The sequence below is a fragment of the Actinomadura viridis genome (assembly GCF_015751755.1).
GTDB classification, from domain to species: Bacteria; Actinomycetota; Actinomycetes; order Streptosporangiales; family Streptosporangiaceae; genus Spirillospora; species Spirillospora viridis.
This window is the reverse complement of sequence record NZ_JADOUA010000001.1, coordinates 8,606,158-8,631,173: the sequence shown is the minus strand read 5'-3', so window position 1 is coordinate 8,631,173 and position 25,016 is coordinate 8,606,158. Positions and strand designations below refer to the sequence as shown.

At 71.7% G+C, this 25,016-nt stretch carries 25 protein-coding genes; 11 read left to right on the top strand and 14 right to left on the bottom strand.

Features of this window, described 5'->3' with window-relative positions; genetic code table 11:
- Nucleotides 1-12: 12 nt before the first annotated feature.
- Nucleotides 13-873 (bottom strand): hypothetical protein, encoded by an 861-nt coding sequence (locus tag IW256_RS39245; protein ID WP_231404105.1) that lies wholly within the window; start codon nt 871-873, stop codon nt 13-15.
- Between the two features lie 245 nt (nt 874-1,118).
- Here IW256_RS39245 and IW256_RS39240 point away from each other — a divergent pair, with 245 nt between their 5' ends.
- A complete protein-coding gene (locus IW256_RS39240) occupies nt 1,119-1,877 on the top strand; it encodes a lysophospholipid acyltransferase family protein (protein ID WP_197015759.1) in 759 nt (252 codons plus the stop codon).
- 42 nt (nt 1,878-1,919) lie between these two features.
- The gene (locus tag IW256_RS39235; RefSeq protein WP_231404104.1) at nt 1,920-3,080 is read left to right on the top strand and encodes a DUF5925 domain-containing protein; all 1,161 of its coding nucleotides are present in this window, start codon (nt 1,920-1,922) and stop codon (nt 3,078-3,080) included.
- Nucleotides 3,081-3,099: 19 nt separating this feature from the next.
- Here the strand turns inward: IW256_RS39235 and IW256_RS39230 are convergent, their stop codons facing one another.
- Both IW256_RS39230 and IW256_RS39225 read right to left on the bottom strand, forming a co-directional pair.
- Nucleotides 3,100-4,323, bottom strand: a complete 1,224-nt coding sequence (locus tag IW256_RS39230) for a trans-sulfuration enzyme family protein (RefSeq protein ID WP_197015758.1) — start codon at nt 4,321-4,323, stop codon at nt 3,100-3,102.
- 244 nt (nt 4,324-4,567) lie between these two features.
- A complete protein-coding gene (locus IW256_RS39225) occupies nt 4,568-5,494 on the bottom strand; it encodes a DUF2470 domain-containing protein (protein WP_197015757.1) in 927 nt (308 codons plus the stop codon).
- A 67-nt stretch (nt 5,495-5,561) separates the two neighbouring features.
- Here IW256_RS39225 and rpsD point away from each other — a divergent pair, with 67 nt between their 5' ends.
- The gene (gene rpsD / locus IW256_RS39220) at nt 5,562-6,167 is read left to right on the top strand and encodes a 30S ribosomal protein S4 (protein ID WP_197015756.1); all 606 of its coding nucleotides are present in this window, start codon (nt 5,562-5,564) and stop codon (nt 6,165-6,167) included.
- Nucleotides 6,168-6,276: 109 nt separating this feature from the next.
- On the top strand, nt 6,277-7,164 hold the full coding sequence (locus IW256_RS39215; RefSeq protein WP_197016811.1) for a TauD/TfdA dioxygenase family protein: 888 nt from the start codon (nt 6,277-6,279) through the stop codon (nt 7,162-7,164).
- A gap of 127 nt (nt 7,165-7,291) precedes the next feature.
- Here IW256_RS39215 and IW256_RS39210 read toward each other — a convergent pair whose 3' ends face one another.
- The 9 genes from IW256_RS39210 to IW256_RS39170 are packed head-to-tail and all read right to left on the bottom strand — an operon-like array spanning nt 7,292 to nt 16,681.
- On the bottom strand, nt 7,292-8,350 hold the full coding sequence (locus IW256_RS39210; RefSeq protein WP_197015755.1) for a hypothetical protein: 1,059 nt from the start codon (nt 8,348-8,350) through the stop codon (nt 7,292-7,294).
- A 25-nt stretch (nt 8,351-8,375) separates the two neighbouring features.
- Nucleotides 8,376-9,662: an MCE family protein gene (locus IW256_RS39205; RefSeq protein WP_197015754.1), complete on the bottom strand. Its 1,287-nt coding sequence runs from the start codon at nt 9,660-9,662 to the stop codon at nt 8,376-8,378.
- Nucleotides 9,659-10,795: an MlaD family protein gene (locus IW256_RS39200; RefSeq protein WP_197015753.1), complete on the bottom strand. Its 1,137-nt coding sequence runs from the start codon at nt 10,793-10,795 to the stop codon at nt 9,659-9,661. The genes IW256_RS39205 and IW256_RS39200 overlap by 4 nt, the downstream gene beginning before the upstream one ends.
- Complete coding sequence (locus IW256_RS39195) at nt 10,795-11,865, bottom strand: MCE family protein (protein ID WP_197015752.1); 1,071 nt, start codon at nt 11,863-11,865, stop codon at nt 10,795-10,797. Before IW256_RS39195 ends, IW256_RS39200 begins: the two co-directional genes overlap by 1 nt.
- On the bottom strand, nt 11,865-12,899 hold the full coding sequence (locus IW256_RS39190; RefSeq protein WP_197015751.1) for an MlaD family protein: 1,035 nt from the start codon (nt 12,897-12,899) through the stop codon (nt 11,865-11,867). The genes IW256_RS39195 and IW256_RS39190 overlap by 1 nt, the downstream gene beginning before the upstream one ends.
- Complete coding sequence (locus IW256_RS39185; RefSeq protein ID WP_307829354.1) at nt 12,899-13,960, bottom strand: MCE family protein; 1,062 nt, start codon at nt 13,958-13,960, stop codon at nt 12,899-12,901. The genes IW256_RS39190 and IW256_RS39185 overlap by 1 nt, the downstream gene beginning before the upstream one ends.
- On the bottom strand, nt 13,957-15,027 hold the full coding sequence (locus IW256_RS39180) for an MCE family protein (protein ID WP_197015750.1): 1,071 nt from the start codon (nt 15,025-15,027) through the stop codon (nt 13,957-13,959). The genes IW256_RS39185 and IW256_RS39180 overlap by 4 nt, the downstream gene beginning before the upstream one ends.
- Complete coding sequence (locus IW256_RS39175; protein WP_197015749.1) at nt 15,024-15,878, bottom strand: ABC transporter permease; 855 nt, start codon at nt 15,876-15,878, stop codon at nt 15,024-15,026. Before IW256_RS39175 ends, IW256_RS39180 begins: the two co-directional genes overlap by 4 nt.
- Complete coding sequence (locus IW256_RS39170; protein WP_197015748.1) at nt 15,878-16,681, bottom strand: MlaE family ABC transporter permease; 804 nt, start codon at nt 16,679-16,681, stop codon at nt 15,878-15,880. Before IW256_RS39170 ends, IW256_RS39175 begins: the two co-directional genes overlap by 1 nt.
- Before the next feature lie 213 nt (nt 16,682-16,894).
- Between IW256_RS39170 and IW256_RS39165 the strand changes: the two genes are divergently transcribed.
- From IW256_RS39165 to IW256_RS39150, 4 genes are all read left to right on the top strand, one after another.
- Entirely contained in the window at nt 16,895-17,407 is a 513-nt protein-coding gene (locus IW256_RS39165; RefSeq protein ID WP_307829353.1) for a MarR family winged helix-turn-helix transcriptional regulator, read from the top strand.
- A 351-nt stretch (nt 17,408-17,758) separates the two neighbouring features.
- Nucleotides 17,759-18,391: an aggregation-promoting factor C-terminal-like domain-containing protein gene (locus IW256_RS39160; protein ID WP_307829352.1), complete on the top strand. Its 633-nt coding sequence runs from the start codon at nt 17,759-17,761 to the stop codon at nt 18,389-18,391.
- Nucleotides 18,392-18,506: 115 nt separating this feature from the next.
- Nucleotides 18,507-19,136 (top strand): TetR/AcrR family transcriptional regulator, encoded by a 630-nt coding sequence (locus IW256_RS39155; RefSeq protein WP_307829351.1) that lies wholly within the window; start codon nt 18,507-18,509, stop codon nt 19,134-19,136.
- Between the two features lie 160 nt (nt 19,137-19,296).
- The gene (locus IW256_RS39150; RefSeq protein ID WP_197015745.1) at nt 19,297-19,947 is read left to right on the top strand and encodes a TetR/AcrR family transcriptional regulator; all 651 of its coding nucleotides are present in this window, start codon (nt 19,297-19,299) and stop codon (nt 19,945-19,947) included.
- Between the two features lie 16 nt (nt 19,948-19,963).
- Here the strand turns inward: IW256_RS39150 and IW256_RS39145 are convergent, their stop codons facing one another.
- Nucleotides 19,964-21,424, bottom strand: a complete 1,461-nt coding sequence (locus IW256_RS39145; RefSeq protein WP_197015744.1) for a flavin-containing monooxygenase — start codon at nt 21,422-21,424, stop codon at nt 19,964-19,966.
- 83 nt (nt 21,425-21,507) lie between these two features.
- On the opposite strand from IW256_RS39145, the gene IW256_RS39140 reads away from it, so the two are divergent.
- Nucleotides 21,508-22,170, top strand: coding sequence for a TetR/AcrR family transcriptional regulator (locus tag IW256_RS39140; protein ID WP_307829350.1), 663 nt, complete (start codon nt 21,508-21,510; stop codon nt 22,168-22,170).
- Here IW256_RS39140 and IW256_RS39135 read toward each other — a convergent pair.
- Complete coding sequence (locus IW256_RS39135; RefSeq protein WP_197015743.1) at nt 22,133-22,822, bottom strand: TetR/AcrR family transcriptional regulator; 690 nt, start codon at nt 22,820-22,822, stop codon at nt 22,133-22,135. The genes IW256_RS39140 and IW256_RS39135 overlap by 38 nt on opposite strands.
- Before the next feature lie 128 nt (nt 22,823-22,950).
- On the opposite strand from IW256_RS39135, the gene IW256_RS39130 reads away from it, so the two are divergent.
- Both IW256_RS39130 and IW256_RS39125 read left to right on the top strand, forming a co-directional pair.
- On the top strand, nt 22,951-24,060 hold the full coding sequence (locus IW256_RS39130; RefSeq protein WP_197015742.1) for a ferritin-like domain-containing protein: 1,110 nt from the start codon (nt 22,951-22,953) through the stop codon (nt 24,058-24,060).
- Nucleotides 24,061-24,138: 78 nt separating this feature from the next.
- Nucleotides 24,139-25,002: an SDR family NAD(P)-dependent oxidoreductase gene (locus tag IW256_RS39125; RefSeq protein ID WP_197015741.1), complete on the top strand. Its 864-nt coding sequence runs from the start codon at nt 24,139-24,141 to the stop codon at nt 25,000-25,002.
- Nucleotides 25,003-25,016 lie beyond the last annotated feature (14 nt).

The following is a 25,016-nucleotide window of genomic DNA, read 5'->3' as shown; positions in this document are numbered from 1 at the left end:
CACGCCCGGACGTCAGGGCGTGTCGGGGAGGCGCAGCAGGAGCGAGGCGAACTCGCCGGGGGTCGCGGAGCCGGGCGTGGCCGGCAGCGGGGTGAGGCGGCGCTCGCCGTGGCTCCAGTAGACGCCGGGGGCGCAGGGGTCGTCGGCGCCGGCGTGCATCTCGGCCACCACGTCGGCGAAGACCGGCAGGACCTCCAGCACGGCGGTCGAGGTGATCGGGTAGAGCAGCAGCGTGCTGTGGCACGGGACGCCGACCAGGGCGCCGTGGACGTTGGGGCTCGGGAGGAACTGCTCCACCTCGCTGAGCAGCGCGGACACGTACCTGCTGCCGGGCTTGGTCACCACGCGGACATCGCGGCCGGGCAGCAGCGGCTGGTCACGGACCGAGACGTCGGCCAACTCCCGGTCATGGGTATTGGTCATCACATAACCGAGCTTGCGCAGCCCGAGCAGGCCCGCCCGCGCCTTGGTGAGCGGCCCGCCGTACCGGGGGTGCTCGATCATCACCATGGCGTCGAAATGGTCGCCCGCCGGGACGACCACCAGCCCCTCGCGGTCCCGTGGCGCGAGCTTGGGCACGATGCGCAGCCGCAGCAGTTCGCGCACGTCACCGAACAGCTCCATCTCGCCGACGGCGAGGAAGGCGCGATGCCCGACCTCCCGGACCCACTCGTCCACCACCCGCGGCCAGACCGGCCGGGGCTCGCGGGCGCAGCGCTCCAGGACCGTCCAGGTGGAGGCGCGCGCCTCCGACCGGCCGACCGGGAGAACGACCTCGGAGGTGCCCGGGTCGAACCAGGCGCTGGGCGCCACCACCGGCAGCAGGTCCCGGATGAGCGCGTGCACGTCCACCGCCGCGTCCAACGGTTCCATGCTCATCCCCCTTCACCGGATCACTCGGATCTCTCGATCACGCGGATCGTTCGGCACCACCATCTCAGAGTTCCGGCCCGCCGCGCGATCGTTCGCCGCCTCGGGCGGCCCGCCGGTCGCCGGCGGCCTCGGCCCCTCCGTCCCCTCCGCCGGGGGGCGCCGCCCGCCTCCGTCCGGCCTCCGGTGCGGAGACCGGAATCCCGTCCTTCAGGGCCGGGATGAAGCCGATCCGATAGCGTGCCCTCATGTCCGAAATCGTGTATCCACCGGTGATCAAGGCGGCCCAGGGCCTCTTCAAGGCCCTCGACATGAAGTTCCGTCTCGAGGGAACCGAGCGGATCCCCCGCACCGGCGGCGCGGTGCTCGTCAGCAACCACGTCAGCTACCTGGACTTCATCTTCGCCGGGCTGGCCGCCCACCCCTCCCGCCGGCTGGTCCGGTTCATGGCGAAGAAGGAGATCTTCGACCACCGGATCGGCGGCCCGCTGATGCGTGGGATGCACCACATCCCGGTGGACCGGGAGGCCGGGGCCGCCTCCTACAAGGCGGCGCTGTCGGCGCTGAAGTCCGGTGAGATCGTCGGGGTGTTCGCCGAGGCCACGATCAGCCGGTCGTTCACGGTCAAGGACATCAAGAGCGGCGCGGTGCGGATGGCGGTCGCCGCCAAGGTGCCGCTGATCCCCGTCACCCTCTGGGGCCCGCAGCGGCTGTGGACCAAGGGCCGTCCCCGCCGGCTGCTGCAGCGCGGGGTGCCGATCAGCATCCAGGTCGGCGAGCCCATGTACCCCAAGCGGGGCGACGACTACGAGCAGGTCACCAAGGACCTGCACACCCAGCTGTCGGAGCTGCTGGAGAAGGCGCAGCGCGGGTACCCCCACGTGCCCAAGCCCGGGGAGGAGTGGTGGCAGCCCGCGTACCTGGGCGGCTCGGCGCCCACCCCTGAGGAGGCCGAGGCGCTGGACCTCAAGGAGCTGGAAGCGCGCAAGTCGCGTACGGATGGTTAATTCGCTGGACGCGCCGCGCGCGCTCCCCGGATCATCGAGGGCATGACCATGTCGCCGGAGAGGCCGCAGGAGATCCTGCATCTGGTGGAGACGGGGGAGGCGGACGAGGCGTACGGCTCCGACCCGCTGCTTCCGGTCGTCCTCAATCTGAGCGACAACAACTCGCCCGCCGACGTGATGGACGTGCTGTCGCTGCGGCCGTTCGCCTCGGGTGAGCAGCCCTGGTCGCGTTCCGCCCGGCTGGAGCACGTCAGGCCGGACGCGCCGCTGCGCCCCGAGGAGGCCCGGCTGCTGCGCGTCGCGCACGAGCGGGGCAAGGAGTCGGTGCTGGCCGAGGGCGAGGGCTGGACGCTGCTCACCAACCGCTGGAAGAACGGCGCCGCCTACCTCGCGGTGTCGGCGGTGACCGACGAGCTGGCCGAGACGGTGCTGGAGGAGTGCGTCAGGGACGCCACCGAGCCGCCCAAGACCGACGAGACCAACGTCGAGATGGGCTTCTGGCACATGGGCTCGCACGGCCCCGTCCGTACCGAACGGGCCATCTCGGCCGACGCCTGGCAGGACATCCGGCGCAACTACACCGCGCCGGTCGCCGAGGCGCTGGACCGGGTCATGAGCCTGACCCGCGAGGAGGTGGCGGGCCGGCTCCTGCTGCTGCACGGCCCGCCCGGAACGGGCAAGACCACGGCGCTGCGCGCGCTGGCCCGGTCCTGGGGCTCCTGGTGCCAGTCCGACTGCGTGCTCGACCCCGAGGCGCTCTTCGGGACGCCCAGCTACCTCATGGAGGTCGCGGTCGGCGAGGACGAGGAGGACGACCGCCGCTGGCGGCTGCTCATCCTGGAGGACTGCGACGAGCTGATCCGCGGCGAGGCCAAGCAGTCGACCGGCCAGGGCCTGTCCCGGCTGCTCAACCTCACCGACGGGATGCTGGGCCAGGGACGCGACGTGCTCGTGGCCATCACCACCAACGAGGACCTGGCCCGCCTGCATCCGGCGGTGGTCAGGCCCGGCCGCTGCCTCGCGCAGATCGAGGTGGGCCCGCTCACCCGCGGCGAGTCGCTGGCCTGGCTGGACGGCGCGGCGCCGGAGGCCGGGATCGGCCCGGACGGCGCGACGCTGGCCGAGCTGGTGGCGCTGCGCAAGGGCGAGCGGGCGCCCGCGGTGCGGGAGGCCCCGTCCTCCGCCACGGGCTTCTACCTCTGAGGCGTCCCCGGCACGGCGGTCAGGTGGCCTTGGCCAGCGCGCGCTCGAAGTCGGCCCAGAGGTCGTCGGGGTGCTCCAGGCCGACCGCGATCCGTACCGTCCCCTCGCCGATCTGGGCCGCGGCGAGGGCGGCGGCGTCCAGCTGGCGGTGCGAGGTGCTCGCCGGGTGCATCACCAGCGTCGACGCGTCGCCGAGCGAGGCGGCCAGGGAGGCCAGCCTGACCGAGTCGGTGAAGATCCGGCCGGCCTCGCGGCCCCCCGCCGGCTCGAACGACAGCACCGCGCCGCCGCCCCCGGGCAGGAGCCGCCGCGCCAGGTCGTGCTGCGGGTGGCCGGGCAGGCCGGGGTGGGCGACATGGGTGACGGCCGGGTGCGCGGCCAGCCGCTGCGCCAGGTCGAGTGCTGTCCGGCTCGCCCGCTCGATGCGCAGCGGGAGGGTCGCGAGCCCGCGCAGGGTCAGCCAGGCCGCGAACGGGTCGGCGGTCGCCCCCAGCTCGGTGGCGCGCTTCCACACCCGGTGATGCAGGACGTTCTCCTCCTGGGAGGACGCGCCCGGGGACCGGGCGAACACCGCGACTCCCCCCAGGATGTCGCCGTGCCCGCCCAGGTACTTGGTCGCGGAGTGCACCACGATGTCGGCGCCGTGTTCGAGGGGGCGGCACAGGATCGGGGCGAAGGTGTTGTCCACCATCGTGGTCACCCCGGCCTCGCGGGCCACGGCGATGAGCGCGGGCAGGTCGGCGACCTGGGTGGTGGGGTTGGCGATCGTCTCCAGGACCAGCAGCCGGGTCCGGGGGCGCAGCGCGTCCCGTACCTCGGCGGGGTCGTTCCCGGAGACGTAGGTGACCTCGACGTCCCAGCGGCGGGCGAGATCGGCCAGCAGCGCGAACGTCCCGCCGTACAGGCAGGACTGGGCGATGACGTGGTCGCCCGAGCGCAGCAGGGCGGTCAGGACCGCGTTGATCGTGCCCATCCCGGAGGCGGAGGCCAGTGCCGCGGCCCCGCCCTCCAGGTCGGCGACGGCGTCCTCCAGGGCGCGGACCGTCGGGTTGCTCCAGCGGCCGTACAGGTACGCCGAGTCGGGGCCCTCGAAGGCGGCGGCCATCTCCGCGGCGCCGTCGAAGGCGAAGATGTGGCTCTGGTAGATGGGCACGCCCAGCGGCCTGCTTCCGGAGGGCGTGATCACCGGCGGGTGGACGGCCCGGGTCTCGGGATGAAGATCCCGGTCATGGTCGTGGGTCATGGATCCAGCCTGCGCCGGTACGGCGCGGACGGATAGGTCCAATTCCAACCAGTGGCCCGCGCCACGCCCCCTCTGTCACGACCGCGGCGCCAGGCCACCGGCCCGTCCGGGAATCGCTCGCGCCGGTACGGCTCGCGCCGGGCCCGTCACCGGCGCGCGCCGCCGGTCCTCCCCACCCCGCTTGGGGAGACCCGCGGCGCCGCGGTGCGGGCCCGGCGCGGAACGGCCCTCGGCCGGTACCCGACTATCTCTCGCCGGACCCGTTCGGAACATCCGTGAAATTACCGACAAATCCCCCATCTGCGTGCGCCCCGCCCCGTGCTCGCCCGCCGGCGAAGAGGCGCCGGTAGGCGCATCGCAGGCCGTGGACGTCGGCGACCGGCTCCCCGAACACCAGCCGCAGGTCGGTGTCCCCGGCACCCTCCCCGTCCGCGACGCGGCAGCGCAGCCACATCCCGTACCGGTCCAGCCCGAGCGGCCGGACGGCGGGCGCGGGCCCGCCGCGGGCGGCAGGGCGGCCCGGGAGCCCGTCCAGCCGCCGCAGCATCGCGCCCAGCTCGTCCCGGTGGCAGGAGTCCAGATGGGCGATCATGCCCGCCTCGATCACCACGAACGGGTCGGGCGCCGACGCCTCGTACTCCTCCGGCTCCAGGGTGGCGCTCCCCCACCCGTCCTCGATCTCCACCTGGGCGATCTCCAGCGCGAGCACCGTCCACGCGGGGCGCTCCGGACCGGCCGCCCCGGCCGTGCCGACCGTGCCGGTCGTGCCCAGATCGAGCAGTTCGGGCCGGGGGTGAAGGCGGGACAGCCGCACCGCGGCGGCCCGGCGCTCCCCGGGCGGTACCTCGGTGATCCAGCCGTGCAGCGAGGCCCGGCCGCGGACGCGGTCGGCCAGCGGCACCGGCGCGACATCGGCGATCCGCAGGGTGGCCGGGACGTCCGGCTCCCCGTCCAGAGCCGTCACGGCGCCCGCGCCGGAGGGCATGAGCAGCAGCGGGCGGCCCCGCTCGTCGGTCACGTGCGCGGGTACCGGGGTGTACGGGACGCCGGGGACGGCGAGCGCGCCACCGGCCACCCCGTAGGCCAGAGTCCGCGCCCGCTCCCCGGGCGTCGGCCCGTTCACCCCGCTCGCCGCGCCGGCCGCGCTCGGCTCGCTCGCCTCGCCGATCATGGAACCTCCTTGACGAGGTAGGTTAGCCTTGCCTAACTAAGGCTTACCTAACCACCAAAGGAGGACGATGAACAAGCCCCGCCCCAAGGTCCGGCTGTCGCGGGCCCTCGGCATCCCCCTGACCCCCAAGAGCGTGAAGTACTTCGAGGCCCGCCCGTACCCGCCGGGAGAGCACGGCCGCGCCCGCAAGCAGGAGTCCGACTACAAGATCCGGTTGCGCGAGAAGCAGCGGCTGCGCGCGCAGTACAACATCCGCGAGGCCCAGCTGCGCAACGCCTTCACCAAGGCGAGCAGGTCCGCCGGCAAGACCGGCGAGGCGCTCCTGGTGGACCTGGAGCGCCGCCTGGACTCTCTCGTACTGCGCGCCGGCCTCGCCCGCACGATCTACCAGGCCCGGCAGTTCGTCGTGCACCGGCACGTGCTGGTGAACGGGCGCCGGGTCGACCGCCCCTCGTTCCGCCTCCGCCCCGGCGACGTCATCACGGTCGCACCGCGCAGCCGTTCCATGGACGCCTTCCGGATCGCCGCGGCCGGCGGGCACGCCGAGACCGTCCCGCCCTACCTGGAGGTCCGCCACGACGCCCTGGCCGCCCGCCTCACCCGGCCGCCCGAGCGCGCGGAGATCCCGGTGGTGTGCGACGAGCAGCTGGTGGTCGAGCACTACTCGCGCTGAGGGCCCGGGGACTGGACATTCGTCCACCTCCATCGGTTAGCATCAACCTAGCGATTGCTTGGCTAGCGGCGATCGTGGCGGGAGAGCGACCCCGATGGAGGCCCAGGACATGATCGAGTTCCACCCCCTCACCCGGAACATCGGCGCCGAGGTCACCGGTGTCGACCTGGCCAAGCCACTGGACGGGGAGCAGGTCCAGCGGCTTCGCGGCGGCCTGCTCCAGCACATGGTGCTGTTCTTCCGTGACCAGCACATCAGCGACGAGGAGCACGTGGCGTTCGCCAAGCAGTTCGGCACCGCCAACATGCCGCCGATGGACACCTCGGGCAGCCCGGTGCACGTCCTGGACCAGACCGACCCCAAGGGCGAGGGCGGCGACCAGTGGCACAGCGACAACACGTTCATGAAGGTCCCGCCCATGGGATCCCTGCTGCGCGCGGTCGTCCTCCCCGAGGTCGGCGGCGACACCCTCTGGGCGAACATGTACATGGCGTACGAGTCGCTCGCGCCCTGGCTCCAGCGGCTGTGCGACGAGCTGTACGCCGAGCACGACCTCACCATGTCGGTCACCAAGGCCATCGACAAGGGCCACCGGATGGACCTGCGCGCCATGCAGGAGAAGAACCCGCCGGTGATCCACCCGGTGGTCCGCGTCCACCCGGAGACCGGCCGCAAGGCCCTGTACGTCAACCGCAGTTCGGTCACCCGGCTGATCGGCCTGTCGCGCCGCGAGAACGAGGCGATCCTGCCGCTGCTCTTCGACGCCGTACGCGACCCGCAGTTCCAGGTACGGCTCAACTGGAGGGTCGGCACGCTGGCGTTCTGGGACAACCGCCCCACCCAGCACTACGCCGTGGCCGACTACACCCAGCGCCGCAAGATGCACCGGGTGACCATCAACTGCCCCGCCGGCATCGACGACGGCGTGCCCAAGGGCGTGGACGGGGTGACCGGCGCCGACGCCCCCGCCGAGGCCGCCGCCGCCCGCTACCTTTGAGCCACGGCCCCTCCGCGCCGCCGCCCCTGCGCCGCCGCCCCTGCGCCACCGCATCCGGAGTCACCCGGAACCCGCGGCCCGGCCGGTACCTCCGAACCGGCCGGGCCGCGTCACGTTCCGGTGAGGATCAGTCCTTCTGCTTCTGGTCCTTGGTGTCCTTCGGCTGCCCGCTGGGCGCGGGGCTGGTCGGCACGGTCGGCAGCCCGCTCCCCTGCCGCTGGTTCTGGTCGTTGACGCCCGAGGCGTACATCTTCGTGATCTTCCACCGGCCGTCGATCTTGGCGATGGCCAGGCGGATCAGCGTGGCGGGCGCGTCGTGCGTGCCCTCCGGGGTGCGGAGGCTCACGTCGACCGAGATGGTCGCGGTCGCGAACCGCCCGTCGATGCCGCCGACGAAGACCTGGTCGGTCTTGGAGGTCAGCACGAGCTGCGGGTTCTGCTTGAAGGTGTTGCCCAGGTTGGGAAGCGTGTCGGACTTGAAGCTCTCCAGCATGTCACCGCCCATGAGGGCCTGCGCCTTGCGCATCTGCTCCTGGTAGTTGGAGGCGTTGTAGTTCAGCGCCAGGTCGCCGTAGTCGGAGGCGACCTTGGACACCGCCTTCCGTTCCTTCTCCTCGCCCGACAGGCCGGCGGCCGTGCGCCACTGCCAGAGGGCCAGGCTGGCCAGCACCGCCACCAGCAGGACCACCACGATCGCCTGCGTGGTGCCGAGCCCCAGGAACGTCCGGGAGGACGGCCCGTCCAGCGACACCGGAGCGGGACGGGCCTTGGCGCCCCTGGCGTCCGCGGCGGGCCTGGTGGTCCTGGCGATCTCCTCGCCGTCCCCGTCCCCGTCCTCGTCCTCGGCCTCCGCCGGGACGGTCCTGGCGGGTTTCGCGGCCCTGGCGGACGGGGCGGGCGTGGCGGCCTTGGCGGATCCGGCGGATCCGGCGGCCCTCCCCGTGCCCTTCCCGGCGGCCTCCTCTGCCGCGGCGTCCTCGGCGTCGAGCGCGTCGAGGACCTCGTCGAGATCGTCGTCCTCGATCACCTCGATGACCCGCACCCGCCGCTTGCGCCGGGCCGGGCGGGCGGCGCCCGCACCGCCCGTCCCGTTGTCCTCGGCCGGGGCGTCCGCCGCCTCGGCCGGCTCGACGGCGTCGACGTCCGCGGCGTCCTCGGGGACGTCCTTGGTGGTCTTGCCTGTCACTTCGGGTGCTCCTCGGGGGTCGGGGTCAGTCCTTGCGCCGGAGCCGGGACAGCACGGGCACCGAGCCCGCCAGCACCCGGATCAGAACCAGCAGGGCCAGGACCGGGGGCAGGTACACCAGCCACGCGGGGGGCCCGCCGGCTTCGCCTCCGGACTGGTCCGCCGCCTTCCTCGCCTGGGTCCGCGCGTCCTGGATCGACGGATCGTGTGTCGGAATCGTCTCACCCGGGTTCTTGGCCTTGTAGGGCTTCTGCTTCACCGGCGCGGGCGTGCGGCCGTCCGGGCAGGCCGGCGGCTCGCCGACCTTCGGCTGCGCCAGCGGGTAGCGGTACTCCCGGGCCGCCAGCGTGTTCAGCGTGAGCAGGAAGACCACGTTCAGCACCGGCTGGCCCTGGTCCATGCCGATCACGTTGTCCAGCACGTTCTTGAGCTCGGGCGCCACCACCAGGGTCTGCCGCAGGTCGGCGTAGACGTCGGGGTTGTGCCTGGTGATCCCCCAGTCGCCCAGCGCCCCGACCGCGCACTCGAAGTCGGGCCCGGTCCGCTTGAGCAGGTCGTTGACCGTGCCGAGCAGCGTCGGGCCCCGGTCGCGCAGCTGGGTCAGCTCCCCCCGCACCTGGGACAGCGCGGCGGTCAGCGCGGCCAGGTTGTCGATCCCGGAGCCCAGCTCACCGCGGTTCTGGTTGAGCACGTGGGTGATCCGGCCCAGGTCCTTGGTCAGCCCGTCCAGCAGCTCGGTGTTCTGGGCGAAGGTCGCGGTGAGCTGGTCGCCGCCGTTGATGACCTGCCGCAGCGAGTCCTCCCGGCCCGACAGCCCCTCGGACAGCTCGTGGGTGAGGACCCTGGCGTCGTCGGGGTCGATGGCCTTGAGCGACTGGATGACCGCGCCGAACAGGTCGCCGTACTTCGGCGGCACCTTGGTCTGCGACACCGGGATCACCGCGCCCGGCTCCAGCCGCGGCCCGCCGGCGCGGCCGGGCGGCGGGGTCAGCTCGACCACCGGCTCGCCGACCGCGGACTTGCGCGCGGCGGCGGCGGTGACCCCGCGCGGGATCGTCACGCCGCGCTCGATGTCCAGCTTCACGACGACCTTGTCGCGGACCAGCCGGACCGAGTCGATCTTGCCGATGCGCACGCCCAGGTAGTCGACCTCGAAGTTCGGATGCAGGCCCGGCGAGGACTCGAACTCCACCGTGATCTGGTACGGGCGGTCGATGAAGTCGAACCGGACGACGTTGTTGAACGCCCACACCACCATGATCACGGCCAGGGCGGCGAACGTGCCCAGGTTGATCGTCAGGCGCCTGGTCATCGCGGCTCCAAGAGCTTGTCGAGATCCGGCAGCGCCTCCCGCAGGTCCTCGGGCAGCCGGGGCGCTCCGCTCCCCTGGCCGTTCCCCTGGCCGCCGCGGGCCTGCCCGTTCCCGGACGTGGCCCGCGGGGCCCCCTGGCCGTTCTGCTGGGTGGGGAGGACCGGCGTGCCGTCCGGCCAGGTGACCCGCAGGATCGGGTACAGCAGCAGCTGGCCGTCATAGCTGGCCTGCGGGAGCTTGGTCGTGAAGCTCACCAGCCCGTCGACCAGCCGGGTGAGCCTGGCGCGGTTGCTCCCGAGCTGCGCGAGCACCGGGTCCAGGTCGCGCAGCAGGCCGCGGAAGCGCGCGACCCGGCCCTCCAGCACCTTGTCGTTGAGCTGGCGGGCCATGTGGGTGAGCCGCTCCACCGTCCGCAGGATCTTGTGCTTGTTCTCGTTCAGCAGGCGGGTGGTGCGTTCGAGCTCCACCGGGGCCCGGCTCAGCTCGTCCCCGCCCTCGGCCAGCGACCGGCCGAGCCGGGCGAACTGGTCGACGGCCCGGGCCAGCTGGTTCCGCTGGTCGGCGAACACCTTCAGCAGGTCGGAGGATCTGGCGATGGTGACGTTGAGCTGCTTGCCGTTGCCGGCCAGCGCGGCGGCGCCGGTGTTGACGATGGTGGCGATGTCGTTGCCGGCCAGCGCCTGCAGCAGCGGCCCGGCCTGCCCCACCACCTGCTCGAACGCCGGCTGCACGCTGGTGGAGGTGATGGCGGCGCCGCGGGCCAGGAACGGGCCCCGGTCCATCCGGCCGCCCGGCGGGAGGACCAGGTCGACGTAGTTCTCGCCGAGCAGCGAGGTCACCTTGATCTCGGCCCGGGTGCCCCGCGGGATCCGGTGGCCGTCGGCGATGGAGAGCGTGGCGGTGGTCTTGTACGTGCGCGGGTCGAGCCGGATGCCGGTGACGGTGCCGATCTTGACGTCGGACATCTGCACGCTGTGGCCCGCGACCAGTCCCTGCACGTCGTCGAACGTGGCGGTCAGGGTGAGCGAGCCCTGGGGGCCGCCCGCCGTCCGGAGCGAGCATCCGGTGAGCGCGGCCAGCAACGCCGCGACCAGGGCCAGCACGGCCGCGCGGAGGATCGTCGCGCGCCCCATCAGTTCCCCCCTCCGCCTTGCGTCCACGGACAGTTGGAGTTGGGCGGGGGCAGCGGGCACGGCACGTCGTCCTCGTTCAGCAGTCCCTTGAGCCAGGTGCGCAGGAACGCGTCGGTGGCGAAGCGCAGATGCAGCGACTTGGTCTCGGGGTTGTAGCCGCCGACGAGGGCGCTGCCGATGCCGGGCAGGGCGTCCAGGAGCTGGGCCAGCGACTTCGCGTTGCCCTTCAGCACCAGCGCGAACCGGGTGAGGACCGCCAGGTCGTGCGGCAGCTGCCCCTTGTACTTCTTGAGGAGCTTGTCGCCGTTCTTGGTCAGGTCCAGCAGGCCGCGGACCAGCTCCTGCAGCTCGCCGCGCTCGGCGCCGAGCACCCGGGTGGCCTCCCCGAAGTTGCGGATCATCTGGCCGAGCACCTGCTCGCGGCCCCGGACCACGCCCGACAGGCGCTGGAGGTTCCGCGCGACCTCGACCAGTTCCTTGTCCTGGCCGGCGACGTTCTCCACGAGCCGGGCGCTCTGCTCCAGCGTGGCGTTGAACTCCCGGCCGGTGCCATCGATGGTGCCGGCGGTCCGGCCGAGCGCCGTGCGCATCTTGGTCGGGTCGAGCGCGTTGGCCAGGTTGGTGAACGAGCTCAGCGCGTCGTCCACCTCCACGGGAACGTGGGTGCGCTCGATCGGGATGCGGTCGGCGGTCTCCTTGGGCCGGCCGGGCTTCCACGCCGGGTGCAGCACCAGGTTGCGCTCGCCGACCAGGTTCAGCGGGACGATGGAGGCCTGGACGCCGCGCGGCAGCGGCACGTCCTCGCGCACGTGGAAGGTGACCCTGATCCGGTCGCCGACGTTCTCGACCCTGTCGACCAGCCCCACGTCCGCACCCATGATCTTGACCTTGGACTCGGGGTAGAACGACCGGGCCTTGGTGAACTCCACGGTCATCGTGCGGCGGCCCTCGTCGCCGGGCAGGGCCGAGCAGCCGCCCGCGGCGGCCACGGCCAGGCCCAGGAGGGCCGCGACGGCCTTGCGCGCCCTGCCGGTGACGGGCCCCGGCCCGCCGGCGCGTGGTCGCGTCATCAGTTCGCTCCTTGCCGCTCGGCCGGGGGCCTCCGGGTGGAGATCGGCCCACCGGGCTGCAGGGGCCCGAGCCCGGTCATCAGGCCCTCGATCCACGGCCCATTGCCCTTGAGGGCGGCCACCTGGCTGAACGTCGGCCCCAGCAGTGCGAAGTCGGTGTTGAGGGCGTCCATGTTGGGAGCCAGCCGGGTGGTCAGCAGGTGCAGGTTGTCCAGCAGGGTGTCGAGCTCCCGCTGGTTGTCGGAGATCACGTTGGACAGCGTCCGGACCGTGCGGCTGCCCTGGCCGATGGTGGCGGCGAGCTCGTTGCGGCGCTCCACCAGGCTCCGCAGCAGTACCTGGCTCGCGTTGATGATCTGCTTGAGCTCGGCCTCCTTGGCGGCCAGCGTCCCGGTGATCGTCTTGCTGTTCTGGATCAGCTTCTCGATCTCGGGGAACGAGTCGTTCAGCGTCCGGGACAGCTGCCGCAGGTTGACCAGGATGCGGGTGAGCTGCTGCGCGCCCGGCGACTCGATCTTGGTGATCTGGGTCAGCAGGGTGTCGACGCTGCGCTGGTCGAGCCGTCCGACGATGCTCTGCGCGCTGTCCAGGGCCTCCGGCACGGTGAACGGCACCGCGGTGCGCTGCAGCGGGATCCGGCGGCGCGACTGGGGCACCTCCGCCATGTACGGCTCGGCGACCGGGCCGGACAGCCGCAGGTACCGGCCGCCCAGCAGGGTGGTGGTCTGGATCTCGGCGCGGGTGGCCGGGCCGAGGTCGATGCCGGCGTCGACGTGCCAGGTGACGACGACGGTGCCGGTGGAGAAGTCGGGCTCCACCGCGGTGACCCGGCCCGCCTTCACCCCCGCCACCCGCACGTCCTGGCCCTTCTTGAGGCCCGCGGTGTCGGAGAACACCCCGCTCATCGTGTAGCCGCGTTCGAACAGTTTCAGCTGGCCGACCGCGAAAGCGAAGGCGCAGGCGGCGCCGAGCGCGGTGAGGGTGACGATCGCGACGATCCGATGGTTGACGTCGCGCAGCGACTTCAGCGCCATCACCGGCCTCCCCGCAGCATGGCCTGGAGTTTGTCGAGTTCCTGCCGGGTCGGCGCCTGGTCGCCGGGCGCCCTGGGCAGCGACATCGGGAACGGGCAGGGGCCCTGGACGACGTTCAGGCAGATCACGTTGGTCCGCATGAAGTGCCCGCCGTTGATGGCGGCGAACAGCTGCCGCAGGGTGAGCGGGAGGTTCTGCACCATCTTCTCCAGCTGGTCGACGTTCAGCCGGAACGTCTCGCTGAACTTGCCGAGGTTGTCGATGATGCGGGCGAGCTGTGCGTCGTTGCCGCCCAGGACCTGGTTGAGGTTGGTGGTCACCCCGGACACCTGCACCACGGCGTTCTCCAGCAGCCGGTGGTTGCCGGCGAACACCCGGGTCAGCTCCCTGAGGTTGTCGACGCTCGCGGCGATCTGCCGGTCCCGGGTGGCCACCGCGTCGCTGACGGTCCGGTAGTCGTCGATCATCCGGTCGATCGTGGCGCGGCGGGCGTTGAACGTCCCCAGCAGCGCGTCGAAGTTCTGGACGAGCAGCTCGATGTTCTGCTCGTTGCCGTCCAGCGCCTGGGTGAAGGCGAAGAGGATCTTGTTGATCTGGTTCGGGTCGAGGTTGCGGGTCAGCGGGCCGAGGCTGTTGACGATCGCGCCGAGATCGACCACGGACCGGGTGTGCGGGACCCGGGCCCCGTCGCCCAGTTTGGCCCGGCTGCGGCCCGGCTCCAGGTAGATGACCCGCTGGCCCATCACGTTGCGCCAGCGGATCGCGGCGGTCGAGTCGTCGGGGACGCGGATCTCGCGGTCCACCTCCAGCGCGACGACGGCCTTGCCGCGCCGGACCTCTATGCCGGTGACCTGCCCGACCGGCGCGCCCGCGACCTTGACGAGGTCGCCCTCCAGGAGGCCGGTGACGTCGTCGAAGGTGGCGGTCAGCCGGTAGCGGTCGTTGAAGCCGGCGGCCAGGATCTGCTGGCCGATGAAGAACGTCAGCAGCCCGGTCACCGCGACGAAGACCAGGAACTTGAGGATCACGCCCGTGTCGGGGCCGCGTCCGACCCGGCTCACGGCTGGATCACCATCCGCGGCCCGGCCTGCGAGGCGGAGGCGCCGCCCGAGGACGGCGTCTCGCAGACGTCGGCGATGGCCTTGCACAGGTCCAGCGGCAGCGTGGCGATGACCGAGGCGAGCTTCGTCCCCTCGGGCCCGTCGGTCCGGATGATCCTCGCCAGCATCTCGAAGAACCCGTTGAGGGAGTCGATCAGGACCGGGACGTTCCGCCGCTGCCCGGCCACCACGGACACGGCCCGGCTGGCCTCGTCCACGATCGTGCCGAGGTCGGCGCCGCGCCGTTCCAGGGTGCCGCCGACGGTGTCGGCGAGCCTGGCGGACTCCTCCAGCAGCCGGGTCACCTTGTCGGGCCGGCCGCTGATGACCGGCGAGAGCCGGTTGAGGTCGCGGACGGTCGCGTTGATCGTGCCGCCGCGCGGGCCCAGCTCGCCCGACAGGCCGCTGATGTCGTCGATCAGGCTCTGGATCGCGGCCCGGTTGGCGTGCGCGGCCTCGACCACCGTGGCCCCGTTGCCGATGGTGCGGCGCAGCGCCGGGCCCTGCCCGGACAGGCCGCCGGAGAGGGTGCGCAGGATCGTGGTGACCTCGTCGGGGTTGATCGCCCGGGTGAGCCGGTAGGCGGGCCAGGCGGTCTCCGCCAGCTCCTGCGGGTCGCTGGTCCGCGCGATCCGGCCGCCGTCGGGCAGGTACGGCCCGGTCAGCTCGCCGGCGCCGAGGTCCAGGGCGAGGTCCTTGGGGCCGAACACCGAGACCGGCTCGATCCGGGCGGCGGCCGTACGGGGCACCTTCACCCCCTGGTCCACCCGGACCCGTACCGCGACCCGGCCGGTGCGCTCCAGCGCCACCTTCTCGACCGTGCCGACGGTGATGCCGCGGATCTTCACATCCGACTTGCCCGGGTCCAGGCCCTGCCCGGCCCGGCCGAACGAGGCGGTGTAGTAGGTGGAGCCCTCGTGGGACGGGCTGGACCCGAGCGCCACCAGGGCGGCCGAGCCCGCGATCACGCCCGCCCCCACCAGGCCGAAGAGGGTGCGGGACCGCTTGGAGAGGGGTTCGTCGCTCATCCGGTCAACCTCACTGTGCCGCCGTGCCCCCAGAAGATGTACGACAGGACCAGGTTCATCAGGATCATCAGGATGGTGGACTCCCGGATCGCCCGCCCGGCCGCGACGCCCACGCCCACCGGGCCGCCCGCCGCGTAGTAGCCGCGGTAGCAGTGGACGAACATGATGATGAACGCGAACACCGCCACCTTGATGACGCTGTAGAACACGTCGATCGGCGGGAGATAGAGGTGGAAGTAGTAGTCGTAGATGCCGGGGGAGAGCCCGAAGTACTCGATGGTGATGAACCGGGTGGCGAAGAAGGCCATGAACAGCGAGACCAGGTAGAGCGGGACCAGGGCGATGACCCCGGCCGCCACCCGGGTGCAGACCAGGTAGGCCAGCGAGTTGATGCCCATGACCTCCAGGGCGTCGATCTCCTCGGAGATCCGCATCGCCCCGATCTCGGCGGTGAACCCGGTGCCGACCTGGGCGACCAGCGCCACCCCGGCGATGATCGGGGTGACCTCGCGGACGTTGGAGTAGCTGGCCACCAGGCCGGTGAACGCCTCCGCGCCGATGCGTTCCAGGCCCGGGTAGCCCTGCAGGCCGACCATGGCGCCGGTGGCCAGCGACATGGTGGAGATGACGAAGATCATCCCGCCGCCGATGACCAGCGCGCCGACGCCGACGGTGATGTCGCTGACGTGCTTGGCCAGCGTCCGGCCGTACTTGCGCCGGAGGATGATGTCGAACAGCAGGTGGTAGAGCACCCGGCCGAGGAAGACCGGCAGGTTGAACGAGGAGGCGAGACCGGCGGTGCGGCCCTGCACCGCGCGGCCGAGTCTGCGTACGGGTGAGATCGCGACCATCAGAACCTCGGGGGGAAGAGGACCTGGTAGATCATGGTGAGCACGTAGTTGGTGGCGAACACCACGATCGAGGTGACCACCACCGCGCGGTTGACCGCCCGGCCCACGCCCACGGGGCCGTAGTCGCAGTTCATGCCCATGAAACAGGCCACCGCGGCGGCGATGAATCCGAAGATCCACGCCTTGAACAGGGTGATCAGCAGGTCCGAGAACTGCAGCAGGCTGGTGGCGCCGTCGAAGAAGGCGCCGGGGCTGACCCCCTGCTGGATGACGTTGAAGTAGTAGCCGCCCATGACGCCGGCCAGGATCACCACCGAGCACAGCAGCATCGAGACCGTGCTCGCCGCCCACAGCCGCGGGGTCACCAGGCGGTGGATCGGGTTGATGCCCATGACCTCCATGGCGGCCAGCTCGTCGCGGATGTTGCGGGCGCCCATGTCCGAGGTGATCGCCGAGCCGCCCACGCCGGAGACCAGCAGGGCCGCGGCCAGCGGCGCCACCTGCTGGATCATCGCCGCGACCAGCAGCGCGCCGGTGCCCGACTGCGCCCCGAGCTGGCGCGCGATGTCGCCGACCTGGAGCGAGATGGTGGCGCCCAGGGGTACGGCGATGAGCATGACGGGGACGCTCGTGACCCGGGCCAGGAACCAGCACTGCTCGATGAACTCGCCCCACCACTGGCGCAGGTCCCAGGTGCGGCGCACCCCTTCGAGGAAGGTGACGCAGAGCAGTCCGGTCTCGTCGAGCGTCCGCTCGATCCGGCGGCGGGCCAGGTCCGGTGCCTTGTTCAGGCTCAGGGCCATCTGCCGGAGCCCTCCCCGACGGGGGCGGGGGGAAGGGTCATTCCAGCCTCCTCACGTTCGGACGTCGGCGCTCATCCGATGCGTCACGGCCGGATCGCCCATGGCCGGGGGCCATCGCGCCGGGGATCCGGCTGTGATCTGGAGCACTCTATGGGAGGAAGGTCTAAAAAGCGAGTACTTACGCTGGGATTCGCCCGAAGTTACGATCTAGAGGTGCCCACTTCCGCCCAAGACTGCGTAGACCCGCTCGTGACCGGCATCCTCGATCGCTGGGAGGGGCAGGGACTGCCAGGCGACCCCTGGCCGTTCATGGCCGTCTGCGCGGTCGGCCGCCTGCACCAGCTGCTGCAGAAGGCCCTCGACGTCGAACTGAAGAAGCTCGGTCTCACCCGGACCGGCTACTACCTGCTCACCACGCTGGCCCTCAAGACCGACGGCCGGGCCCGCCTCAGCACCCTGAGCCGGCTGGTGATGATGCATCCCACGTCGGTGAAGCTGACCGTCGACCAGCTGGAGGCCGCCGGCTGGGTCGCCCGCTCGCCGCATCCCAGCGACCGCCGCGCCACGCTCGTGGAGATCACCGAGTCGGGACGGGACCGCGCCGGGATCGTGAACGAGGCCCTCGTCTCGCCCGACGGCCCGATGGGCGCGTTCACCGGCCTGCACCAGGACCTGTTCGAGGCGCTCCAGCCCGCACGGCGCGCGGGCGGCGACATGGAGCTGTGAGGGCGGGGGCGCAGACAGGGGCCCGGCGGTGAACCCAGCGTCACCCGGCGCGCGTCCTCCGTGAGCGACGCAGACAGCTCACTGGGGATAAGGCACTCTACTTCCATGCCACAGAGTCACGGCACACGCAAACGATCCCATGCGTCACGCAAAGGGACGTCCTCCCGCCGTGGAAGACGCGGCGCGCGGCCGGCGCCCCTCCCGCCGGACGCGCTCGACCCCCACGTCCCCTCTACCGGGTACGGGGCCACCCGGTACGGGCCGTCCTTCGAGGACGACCCGCCCGCCCCCGGACCGCCGGGGAAGCGGCGGCGGACCGACCGTTCCCGCCGCCCCCGCCGGTTGCGCCGGGTGCTCACCAGCAACGTGACCATCACCCTGGTCGGCCTCAGCGCGGTCGCGGGAGCGGTGGTCCTGGTCGACCTGGAGGAACTGACCGGCGAGCGGAGCAAGCCCCCGCACGCCGCCGAGGGCCTGTCGGCCAACGACATGCTGGCGATGCTGACCACCTCCGACATGGACGCGGTCTCCGCCGACGCGATCGCCATGGCCAAGAAGCGGGCCTACGAGCAGCACCAGCGTGACCTCAAGGCGCTCAAGGAGAAGGCCGAGCGCGACGCCAAGGCACGAGCGAAACTGAAGGCCCAGCAGGAACGGGAGCGCCTCGCCAGGTCCAACCCCACGGCCGGGCAGAACAAGGCGTACGGCAAGAAGATGAACGAACTCAAGGGGTGGGCGCGCTGCTGGCCGTCCCTGGAAACCCTGTGGACGCGCGAGAGCAGCTGGAACGAGCGCGCGGTCAACCCCTCCAGCGGCGCGTACGGCATCCCGCAGGCGCTGCCCGCCTCCAAGCTGGCCAGCGCGGGTTCGGACTGGCGCACCAGCTCCCCCACTCAGATCGCGTGGGGCCTCGGCTACATCAAGGCCCGCTACAAGGACCCCTGCCGGGCGTGGGCCTTCTGGCAGTCGCACCACTGGTACTGACACGGGCCGGCTGGTACTGACACAGACGGCTGGTACTGACATGGCCGGCAGGGGCTGACACGGGCAGGCAGGGGCCTGGCTGGTGCTGCGCGGGCCGTACGGGCACCATGAGGGGGTGCGTACGAGCAAAGAGCGTCAGACCAACGGTGTGGGCGAGGCGGGCGGCAGCCGCCAGTGGGCACGGGCGGACGCCACCCGGCAGGCGTTGCTGAGCGCCGCCCAGCAGGTCTTCGCCGACCGCGGGTACGCCGACGCGGGGATCGCCGAGATCGTCGAGAGTTCCGGGATCAGCGTCGGCAGCCTCTACCACCACTACGGGGGCAAGGCCGGCCTCTATCTGGCGCTGTGGGAGGAGCTGAGCGAGGAGCAGGAGGCCAGCGCCGCCAGCGCGGTGGCCGCGGCGCGCAAGGACGGCGAGAACGACCCCATCGCGCTGTTCATCGCGGGCGCCCGCGCCTACCTCGAGGTCTGCTGGGAGCGCCGGACGGCGGCCCGGCTGTTCCACGGCGGCGAGGGGCCCTCGGGCTTCTCCCTGATGCGCCGTACGCGGGCCCGCCAGTGGATCGGCGCGAACACCAGGCTGCTGCGCGGCCACGACGGCGAGCGCGCGACGCAGGTGCTGAGCCTGGTCCTCACCACGGTGATCGGCGAGGCGGGACGGGAGATCGCGCTGGCCCCGGACGAGGCGGAGGCCCACGAGATCATCGACGAGATCTGCCGCATCCTCATCCGCCTGGCCCGCTGATTCCGCCTCCCGGGCGCCCTCCTGCCGCTAACCTGACCTGCGATCCGTCCGGACCTGACAAGCCGGCCTGACCCCCCAGGGGTCCGCAACGGCTCGACGGCCCGCCGCCAGGACGCCGTGATCCCGCTCCGGCCCATCCCAAGAAGGGGGCGAACGCGCCATGCCGACATCGACATGGTTCCGGCTCAACGTCGGCAAACGCGAGCGCGTGCTCGAGGTGGCGATGCGCGAGTTCGGGGGGCTGGGCTACTCCAGCGGCAGCCTGAACACCATCGCCCGCGAGGCGGGCATCGCCAAGGGGTCGCTGTTCCAGTACTTCAACGACAAGCTGGAGTTCTTCGCCTACGTGTGCGACGAGGTCTCGCGCCGGATCCGCGAGGAGATGCAGCGCCGGATCGACGCGCTGGACGTCGCGCAGCCCTTCGAGGGCTGGCTGTTCGACGTGTTCTGCGAGTGGACCGAGTACATGGCCGAGCATCCGCTGGAGCGCGCGATGCTGGCGGCCGCCGACTTCGAGCTCGACAACAGCATCCGGTCGGTGGTCCGTGACACCGCCAACCAGCACTACCTCCAGGTCATCAGCCCGTCGCTGCGGGCGTGGCGGGAGCGCGGCGGGATCCGCGGCGACGCCGACCCGGACGTCCTGGCGTCGCTGATGATGATGCTGCTCCCGTTCCTGGCGCTGGCCCCCTACTACGAGGGGCTGGACCCGATCCTGAACCTGCGCGGGCGCACCCCGGCCGAGCAGCGTCCGGTGATCCGCCAGCTGATCGCCGGACTGCGCCCGGTCTACGCGGTGCCGGGCACCTGATCCCCGCCCGTCCCTCTCAGGTGAGGACGTAGTCCTCGGGCCTGGCGTTGCGGGAGCCCGCCCAGAACTCGAAGGTGTGGCCCGGCCACAGGGTGCGGTTGACACCGTTGGCGTCGAGGTACCAGCTGTCGCACCCGCCCTCGTTCCACACCGCCCGGCGCAGCCGCCGGTGCAGGCGCTCGTTGTAGGCGCGCATCGCCTCCGGCCTGGGCTCGACGGTCTCGGCCCCACGCTCCTGCAGCAGCCGCAGCAGGCTCAGAACGTGCTGGATCTGCGTCTCGATCATGAAGACGACCGAGTTGTGCCCCAGCCCGGTGTTGGGGCCCAGCATCATGAAGAAGTTGGGGAAGCCGGGGATCGTGGTGCCGTGATGGGCCTGGACGCCGTCCGCCCACGCCTCCTGGATCTTGAGCCCGCCGCGGCCGACGACCCGCCAGTCGGCCATGGCGTCGACGACCTTGAAGCCGGTGCCGTAGACGATGGCGTCGACCTCGTACTCCCGGCCGTCCCGGGTGACGATCGAGTTCTCCCGCACCTCGGCGACGCCGCCGGTCTCGACCTCCACGTTGGGCCGCGTGAGCGCGGGATAGTAGTCGTTGGACAGCAGTACCCGCTTGCAGCCGATGGTGTAGTCGGGGGTGACCTTGGCGCGCAGCTCGGGGTCGGGGATCTGCCGCCTGAGGTGCCAGCGGGCCAGCCGCTCCTGGGGGCCGGAGAGGCGGGGGTCGATGGTGAAGCCGACCGCGCGGGCCTCCAGCGTCCAGTAGATGAGGTTGCGGACCGCCCGGGGGGCGCCCGGCACCTTCTCCAGGACCTTGCGCACCGGCGGCGCGATCGCCCGGTCGGGCTTGGGCTGGACCCACGGCGGGGTGCGCTGGAAGAGCGCCAGGTGCTCGACCCGTTCGGCGAGCTTGGGCACGAACTGGATCGCCGACGCGCCGGTGCCGATGACGGCGACCCTCTTGCCGGTGAAGTCGTAGGAGTGGTCCCACTCGGCGGAGTGGAAGGCGGTGCCCTGGAACCGTTCGATGCCGGGCAGGTCCGGGAAGGAGGGGATGTGCAGGGCGCCGACCCCCGACACGACCGCCCTGGCGGTCAGGACGGCGCCGCCGGCCAGCGCCAGCTGCCACACGCGCCGCTCCTCGTCGTACTCCATCCCCTCGACGGCGGTGCCGAAGCGGATGTGCTCGCGGACGCGGTACTTGTCGGCGGTGCGCTCCAGGTAGGCGCGGATCTCCGGCTGCGGCGCGAACATCCGCGACCAGCGCGGGTTGAGCTCGAACGAGAAGGAGTACATGTGCGAGGGGACGTCGCAGGCGCATCCCGGGTAGGTGTTGTCGTGCCAGGTGCCGCCGAGCGCCTCGCTCTTCTCCAGGATCACGAAGTCGTCGAAGCCGTTCCTCTTCAGCTGGACGGCCATGCCCAGCCCGGCGAACCCGGAGCCGATGATGACGATCCCGGTGGAGCGCTCGCTCATGCTGTCCCCTTCGGATTAGGCTACTCCGAGTAAGTTACTACCGGTAGGCAATTGACGATAGGTCCAACAGTGAGGAATCACCTGTGAACGCCGCCACACCGCGCCGCCGCCGGATGTCCCGCGCCGAGCGGGAGCGCCAGATGCTGGAGGTGGCCGAGGCGGTGTTCGCCGAACGCGGCTTCCGGGCGGCCTCCATGGACGAGATCGCCGAGCGCTGCGGCGTGTCCAAGCCGATGCTGTACGAGTACTTCGGCTCCAAGGACGGCCTGCTGCTGGCCTGCGTCGCCCGTTCCCAGGCCGAGCTGCACGAGGTGACCCAGAAGGCCATCGCCGGGGCCACCACCCCGCGCGACATCCTGTGGCGCGGGATGGTCGCCTACCTGTCCTTCGTCGACTCCCACAGCCGCTCGTTCACGATGCTGGTCGACGAGCCGCTGTCCAGCCCTCCGGAGACCGCCGCCGCGATCGAGGACATCAGGCGCCAGCAGAGCGGGCTGATCTCGGGGGTGCTGGCCACCTTCGCCGCGGACGCCCCGCCCGCCGTGGTCGAGGCGTACACCGAGATCATCATCGGCGGCGCCGAACGGCTGTCGCTGTGGCGGACCCGCCGGCCCGAGGTGCCGGTGGAGGAGGCGGCGCGCTACATCACCGACTTCTGCTGGAGCGGCCTGCGGCCCTACCTGGACGAGGCCGTCACCGGGGACCCCGTCACCGGCGGCGGGGAAGAGCGTCCAGCGCCCCGATGAGCAGGTCGAGGCCGAACTCGAAGTCGACCTCGGGATCGTGCCGGGCCATCTCCGGCGCCAGCGCGATCACGTGCGGGAACTCCCGCGGGTCCAGCCGGGCGAAGGTCTCGGGCGCCCCGGCCAGGTGGTCGAGCATCTTCACCGCGCCGATCTCGCGCATCTGGGCGCCCAGCGCGTACGCCAGCAGCGCCCGCATGATCCGTACCGAGGTCGGCCCGTCGAAGCCGGCCGCGCCGGCCAGCGCCAGCGCCCGCTCGGCCGGACGCGCCGCGATCGGCGTCTCGATCCGGTGGGTGAGCACGATCGTCATGCAGCGCGGGTAGTCGTGCGCGACCTTGCGGAACGAGCGCACCAGCGCCCGCGCGCGGGCGGTCCAGTGCTCCGCGGGGTCGTCGGCGAAGTCCATGCCGGCGACCACGTACTCGGCGACGCCCTCCAGGAGGGCCGCCTTGTTCGGCACATGGTTGTAGAGCGACATCACCGCCACGCCCAGCTCGGCGGCCACCCCGCGCATCGACAGCGCCTCCGCGCCGTGGCGCTCGATCAGCTCCACCGCGGCCTGCACGATGCGCGCCCGGGTCAGGACGGGCCGCGGCTCCGGCGGGCCCGGCTCCCGGCCGCGCGCCCCCGTCGAGTCCGCTCTCCTCGCCATCCGCCCGCCCTTCGCCCGCGCCCCGCTCCGGCGCCCATGACTCGTTGACACCGGTAAGTGCCCCATGACACTGTACGTACAGTGTACGTAGGGCGTACAACGTACGTCGGCGCCGGAAGGGGCATCTCGTGTCGACCCATGAGCTCTACACCGAACCCGTCTCCACGTCCACCTGGGACGTCCCCCTCACCGGCGACGCCCGCTTCACGTGGGAGTACGACGACGGCCGCGACCGGCTCCTGGCCCTCTACCAGAAGGGCAAGGACCGGCAGTGGGACTCCACCAAGCGCATCGACTGGGATCTGGAGGTGGACCCGCACGACGTGCTCGGCGTCCCCGACCAGTCCCTGGCCATCTACGGCAGCAGGTACTGGGACATGCTGAGCCCCAGGGAGATCGGCGAGCTGCGGCGGCACTCGGCGTCCTGGCAGTTCTCCCAGTTCGTGCACGGCGAGCAGGGGGCGATGATCACCGCGGCCCGGATCGTCGAGTCGGTGCCCGACCTGGACTCCAAGTTCTACTCGGCGACCCAGGCGATGGACGAGGCGCGGCACGTCGAGCTGTTCTCCCGGTTCCTGCAGGAGAAGATCGGGCTGGTCTACCCGATCAACACCAAGCTGCAGGACCTGCTCCAGGAGACCCTGACCGACTCCCGCTGGGACATGCCCTACCTCGGCATGCAGGTCCTCATCGAGGGGCTCGCCCTGGCGGCCTTCGGCGTCATCCGCGACGTCACCACCAAGCCCCTGCCCAAGCAGATCCTCGCCTACGTGATGCAGGACGAGGCCCGGCACGTCGCGTTCGGCAGGCTGGCGCTGCGCGACTACTACAGGCAGCTGTCGGCGGCCGAGCTCAGGGAACGCGAGGAGTTCGTGATCGAGGGCTGCCACCTGATGCGCGACCGCATCCGCGGCCGGGAGATCTGGACCAACTTCGGCATCGACCCCGCCGAGGTCGACGAGCTGGTGAAGAACTCCCCGTACATGCGGATGTTCCAGGGCCTGCTCTTCAGCCGGATCGTGCCGTGCGTGAAGGACATCGGCCTGTGGAGCGAGCGGATCCAGGCGACCTTCGAAGAGATGGGCGTGCTGGAGGCGTCCAAGGGCGACCTCGACGCGCTGATGGGCCGGGACGAGGAGATCGCCGAGCGGCTGGACGCCGAACGCTTCGCCGCCGAGGAGGCCGCGCGCAAGGCCGAGGTCGACGCGGTCATCGCCGGTGAGTCAGCGGTTGGGTGAATCCGTTGACGCGCGGCGGCCCGGGCCCCGACGATCTCAAGCACGAAGCACGAGACGTCCATCCTTCAGGAGGCGGTCATGCCCCTCGCGCACTTCGACGGCGCGCTCGCCGTCATCACGGGAGCCGGCGGCGGCCTGGGCCGGGCCACCGCGCTCGCGCTGGCCGAGCGCGGCGCCACGGTCGTCGCGGCCGACATCGACCTGCCCGCCGCCGAGCGCACCGTCGCCCTGGCCAAGACCCTGGGCGCGGAAGGCGCCGCCTACCAGGTGGACGTGTCCGACGCCGCGGCCATGGAGGAGTTCGCGGCGGAGGTGCGCGCGGCCCGCCGGGTGCCCGACATCGTGGTCAACAACGCCGGCGTCGCGGTCGCCGGGCCGTTCCTCGACACCGGCGTGGCCGACTGGGAGCGCGTCCTCGGGGTGAACCTGTGGGGCGTCATCCACGGCTCGCGGCTGTTCGGCCGGCAGATGGCCGAGCGGGTGCGGGCCCTGCCCACCAAGCCCGACCGGCCCAACCTCGGCGGGCACATCGTCAACATCGCCTCGGCCGCCGCGTACGCGCCGTCCCGCGAACTGCCCGCCTACAGCACCTCCAAGGCGGGCGTGGTGATGCTGAGCGCCTGCCTGCGCGCGGAGCTGGCGGGCCTGCGCATCGGGGTCACCGCCGTGTGCCCCGGGTTCACGGGGACGGACATCGTCCGCGACGCCACGTTCGTCGGCGTGGGCGGGGCCGAGAGCGAACGGCTGCGCGAACGCGGCCACCGCGCGCTCCAGGCCCGCGGCTACCCGCCGGAGAAGGCGGCCGAGCGGATCGTGGACGCCATCGTCCGCAACAGGGCGTTCGTCCCGGTCAACGCCGAGGCCCGCGTCCTGCACGCCCTGTCCCGGATCTCCCCCGCGTCGATGCGCCTGGTGGCGCGGATCCCCGCCGTCCTGCGCTGACGCGGGGCTTCTTC

Excerpts from the sequence above, each read along its gene's own strand:
- IW256_RS39245 (WP_231404105.1), bottom strand. The coding sequence starts at position 873 with ATGGAACCGTTGGACGCGGCGGTGGACGTGCACGCGCTCATCCGGGAC.
- IW256_RS39240 (WP_197015759.1), top strand. The coding sequence starts at position 1,119 with ATGTCCGAAATCGTGTATCCACCGGTGATCAAGGCGGCCCAGGGCCTC.
- IW256_RS39235 (WP_231404104.1), top strand. The coding sequence starts at position 1,920 with ATGACCATGTCGCCGGAGAGGCCGCAGGAGATCCTGCATCTGGTGGAG.
- IW256_RS39230 (WP_197015758.1), bottom strand. The coding sequence starts at position 4,323 with ATGACCCACGACCATGACCGGGATCTTCATCCCGAGACCCGGGCCGTC.
- IW256_RS39225 (WP_197015757.1), bottom strand. The coding sequence starts at position 5,494 with ATGATCGGCGAGGCGAGCGAGCCGAGCGCGGCCGGCGCGGCGAGCGGG.
- rpsD (WP_197015756.1), top strand. The coding sequence starts at position 5,562 with ATGAACAAGCCCCGCCCCAAGGTCCGGCTGTCGCGGGCCCTCGGCATC.
- IW256_RS39215 (WP_197016811.1), top strand. The coding sequence starts at position 6,277 with ATGATCGAGTTCCACCCCCTCACCCGGAACATCGGCGCCGAGGTCACC.
- IW256_RS39205 (WP_197015754.1), bottom strand. The coding sequence starts at position 9,662 with ATGACCAGGCGCCTGACGATCAACCTGGGCACGTTCGCCGCCCTGGCC.
- IW256_RS39200 (WP_197015753.1), bottom strand. The coding sequence starts at position 10,795 with ATGGGGCGCGCGACGATCCTCCGCGCGGCCGTGCTGGCCCTGGTCGCG.
- IW256_RS39195 (WP_197015752.1), bottom strand. The coding sequence starts at position 11,865 with ATGACGCGACCACGCGCCGGCGGGCCGGGGCCCGTCACCGGCAGGGCG.
- IW256_RS39190 (WP_197015751.1), bottom strand. The coding sequence starts at position 12,899 with ATGGCGCTGAAGTCGCTGCGCGACGTCAACCATCGGATCGTCGCGATC.
- IW256_RS39180 (WP_197015750.1), bottom strand. The coding sequence starts at position 15,027 with ATGAGCGACGAACCCCTCTCCAAGCGGTCCCGCACCCTCTTCGGCCTG.
- IW256_RS39175 (WP_197015749.1), bottom strand. The coding sequence starts at position 15,878 with ATGGTCGCGATCTCACCCGTACGCAGACTCGGCCGCGCGGTGCAGGGC.
- IW256_RS39170 (WP_197015748.1), bottom strand. The coding sequence starts at position 16,681 with ATGGCCCTGAGCCTGAACAAGGCACCGGACCTGGCCCGCCGCCGGATC.
- IW256_RS39150 (WP_197015745.1), top strand. The coding sequence starts at position 19,297 with ATGCCGACATCGACATGGTTCCGGCTCAACGTCGGCAAACGCGAGCGC.
- IW256_RS39145 (WP_197015744.1), bottom strand. The coding sequence starts at position 21,424 with ATGAGCGAGCGCTCCACCGGGATCGTCATCATCGGCTCCGGGTTCGCC.
- IW256_RS39135 (WP_197015743.1), bottom strand. The coding sequence starts at position 22,822 with ATGGCGAGGAGAGCGGACTCGACGGGGGCGCGCGGCCGGGAGCCGGGC.
- IW256_RS39125 (WP_197015741.1), top strand. The coding sequence starts at position 24,139 with ATGCCCCTCGCGCACTTCGACGGCGCGCTCGCCGTCATCACGGGAGCC.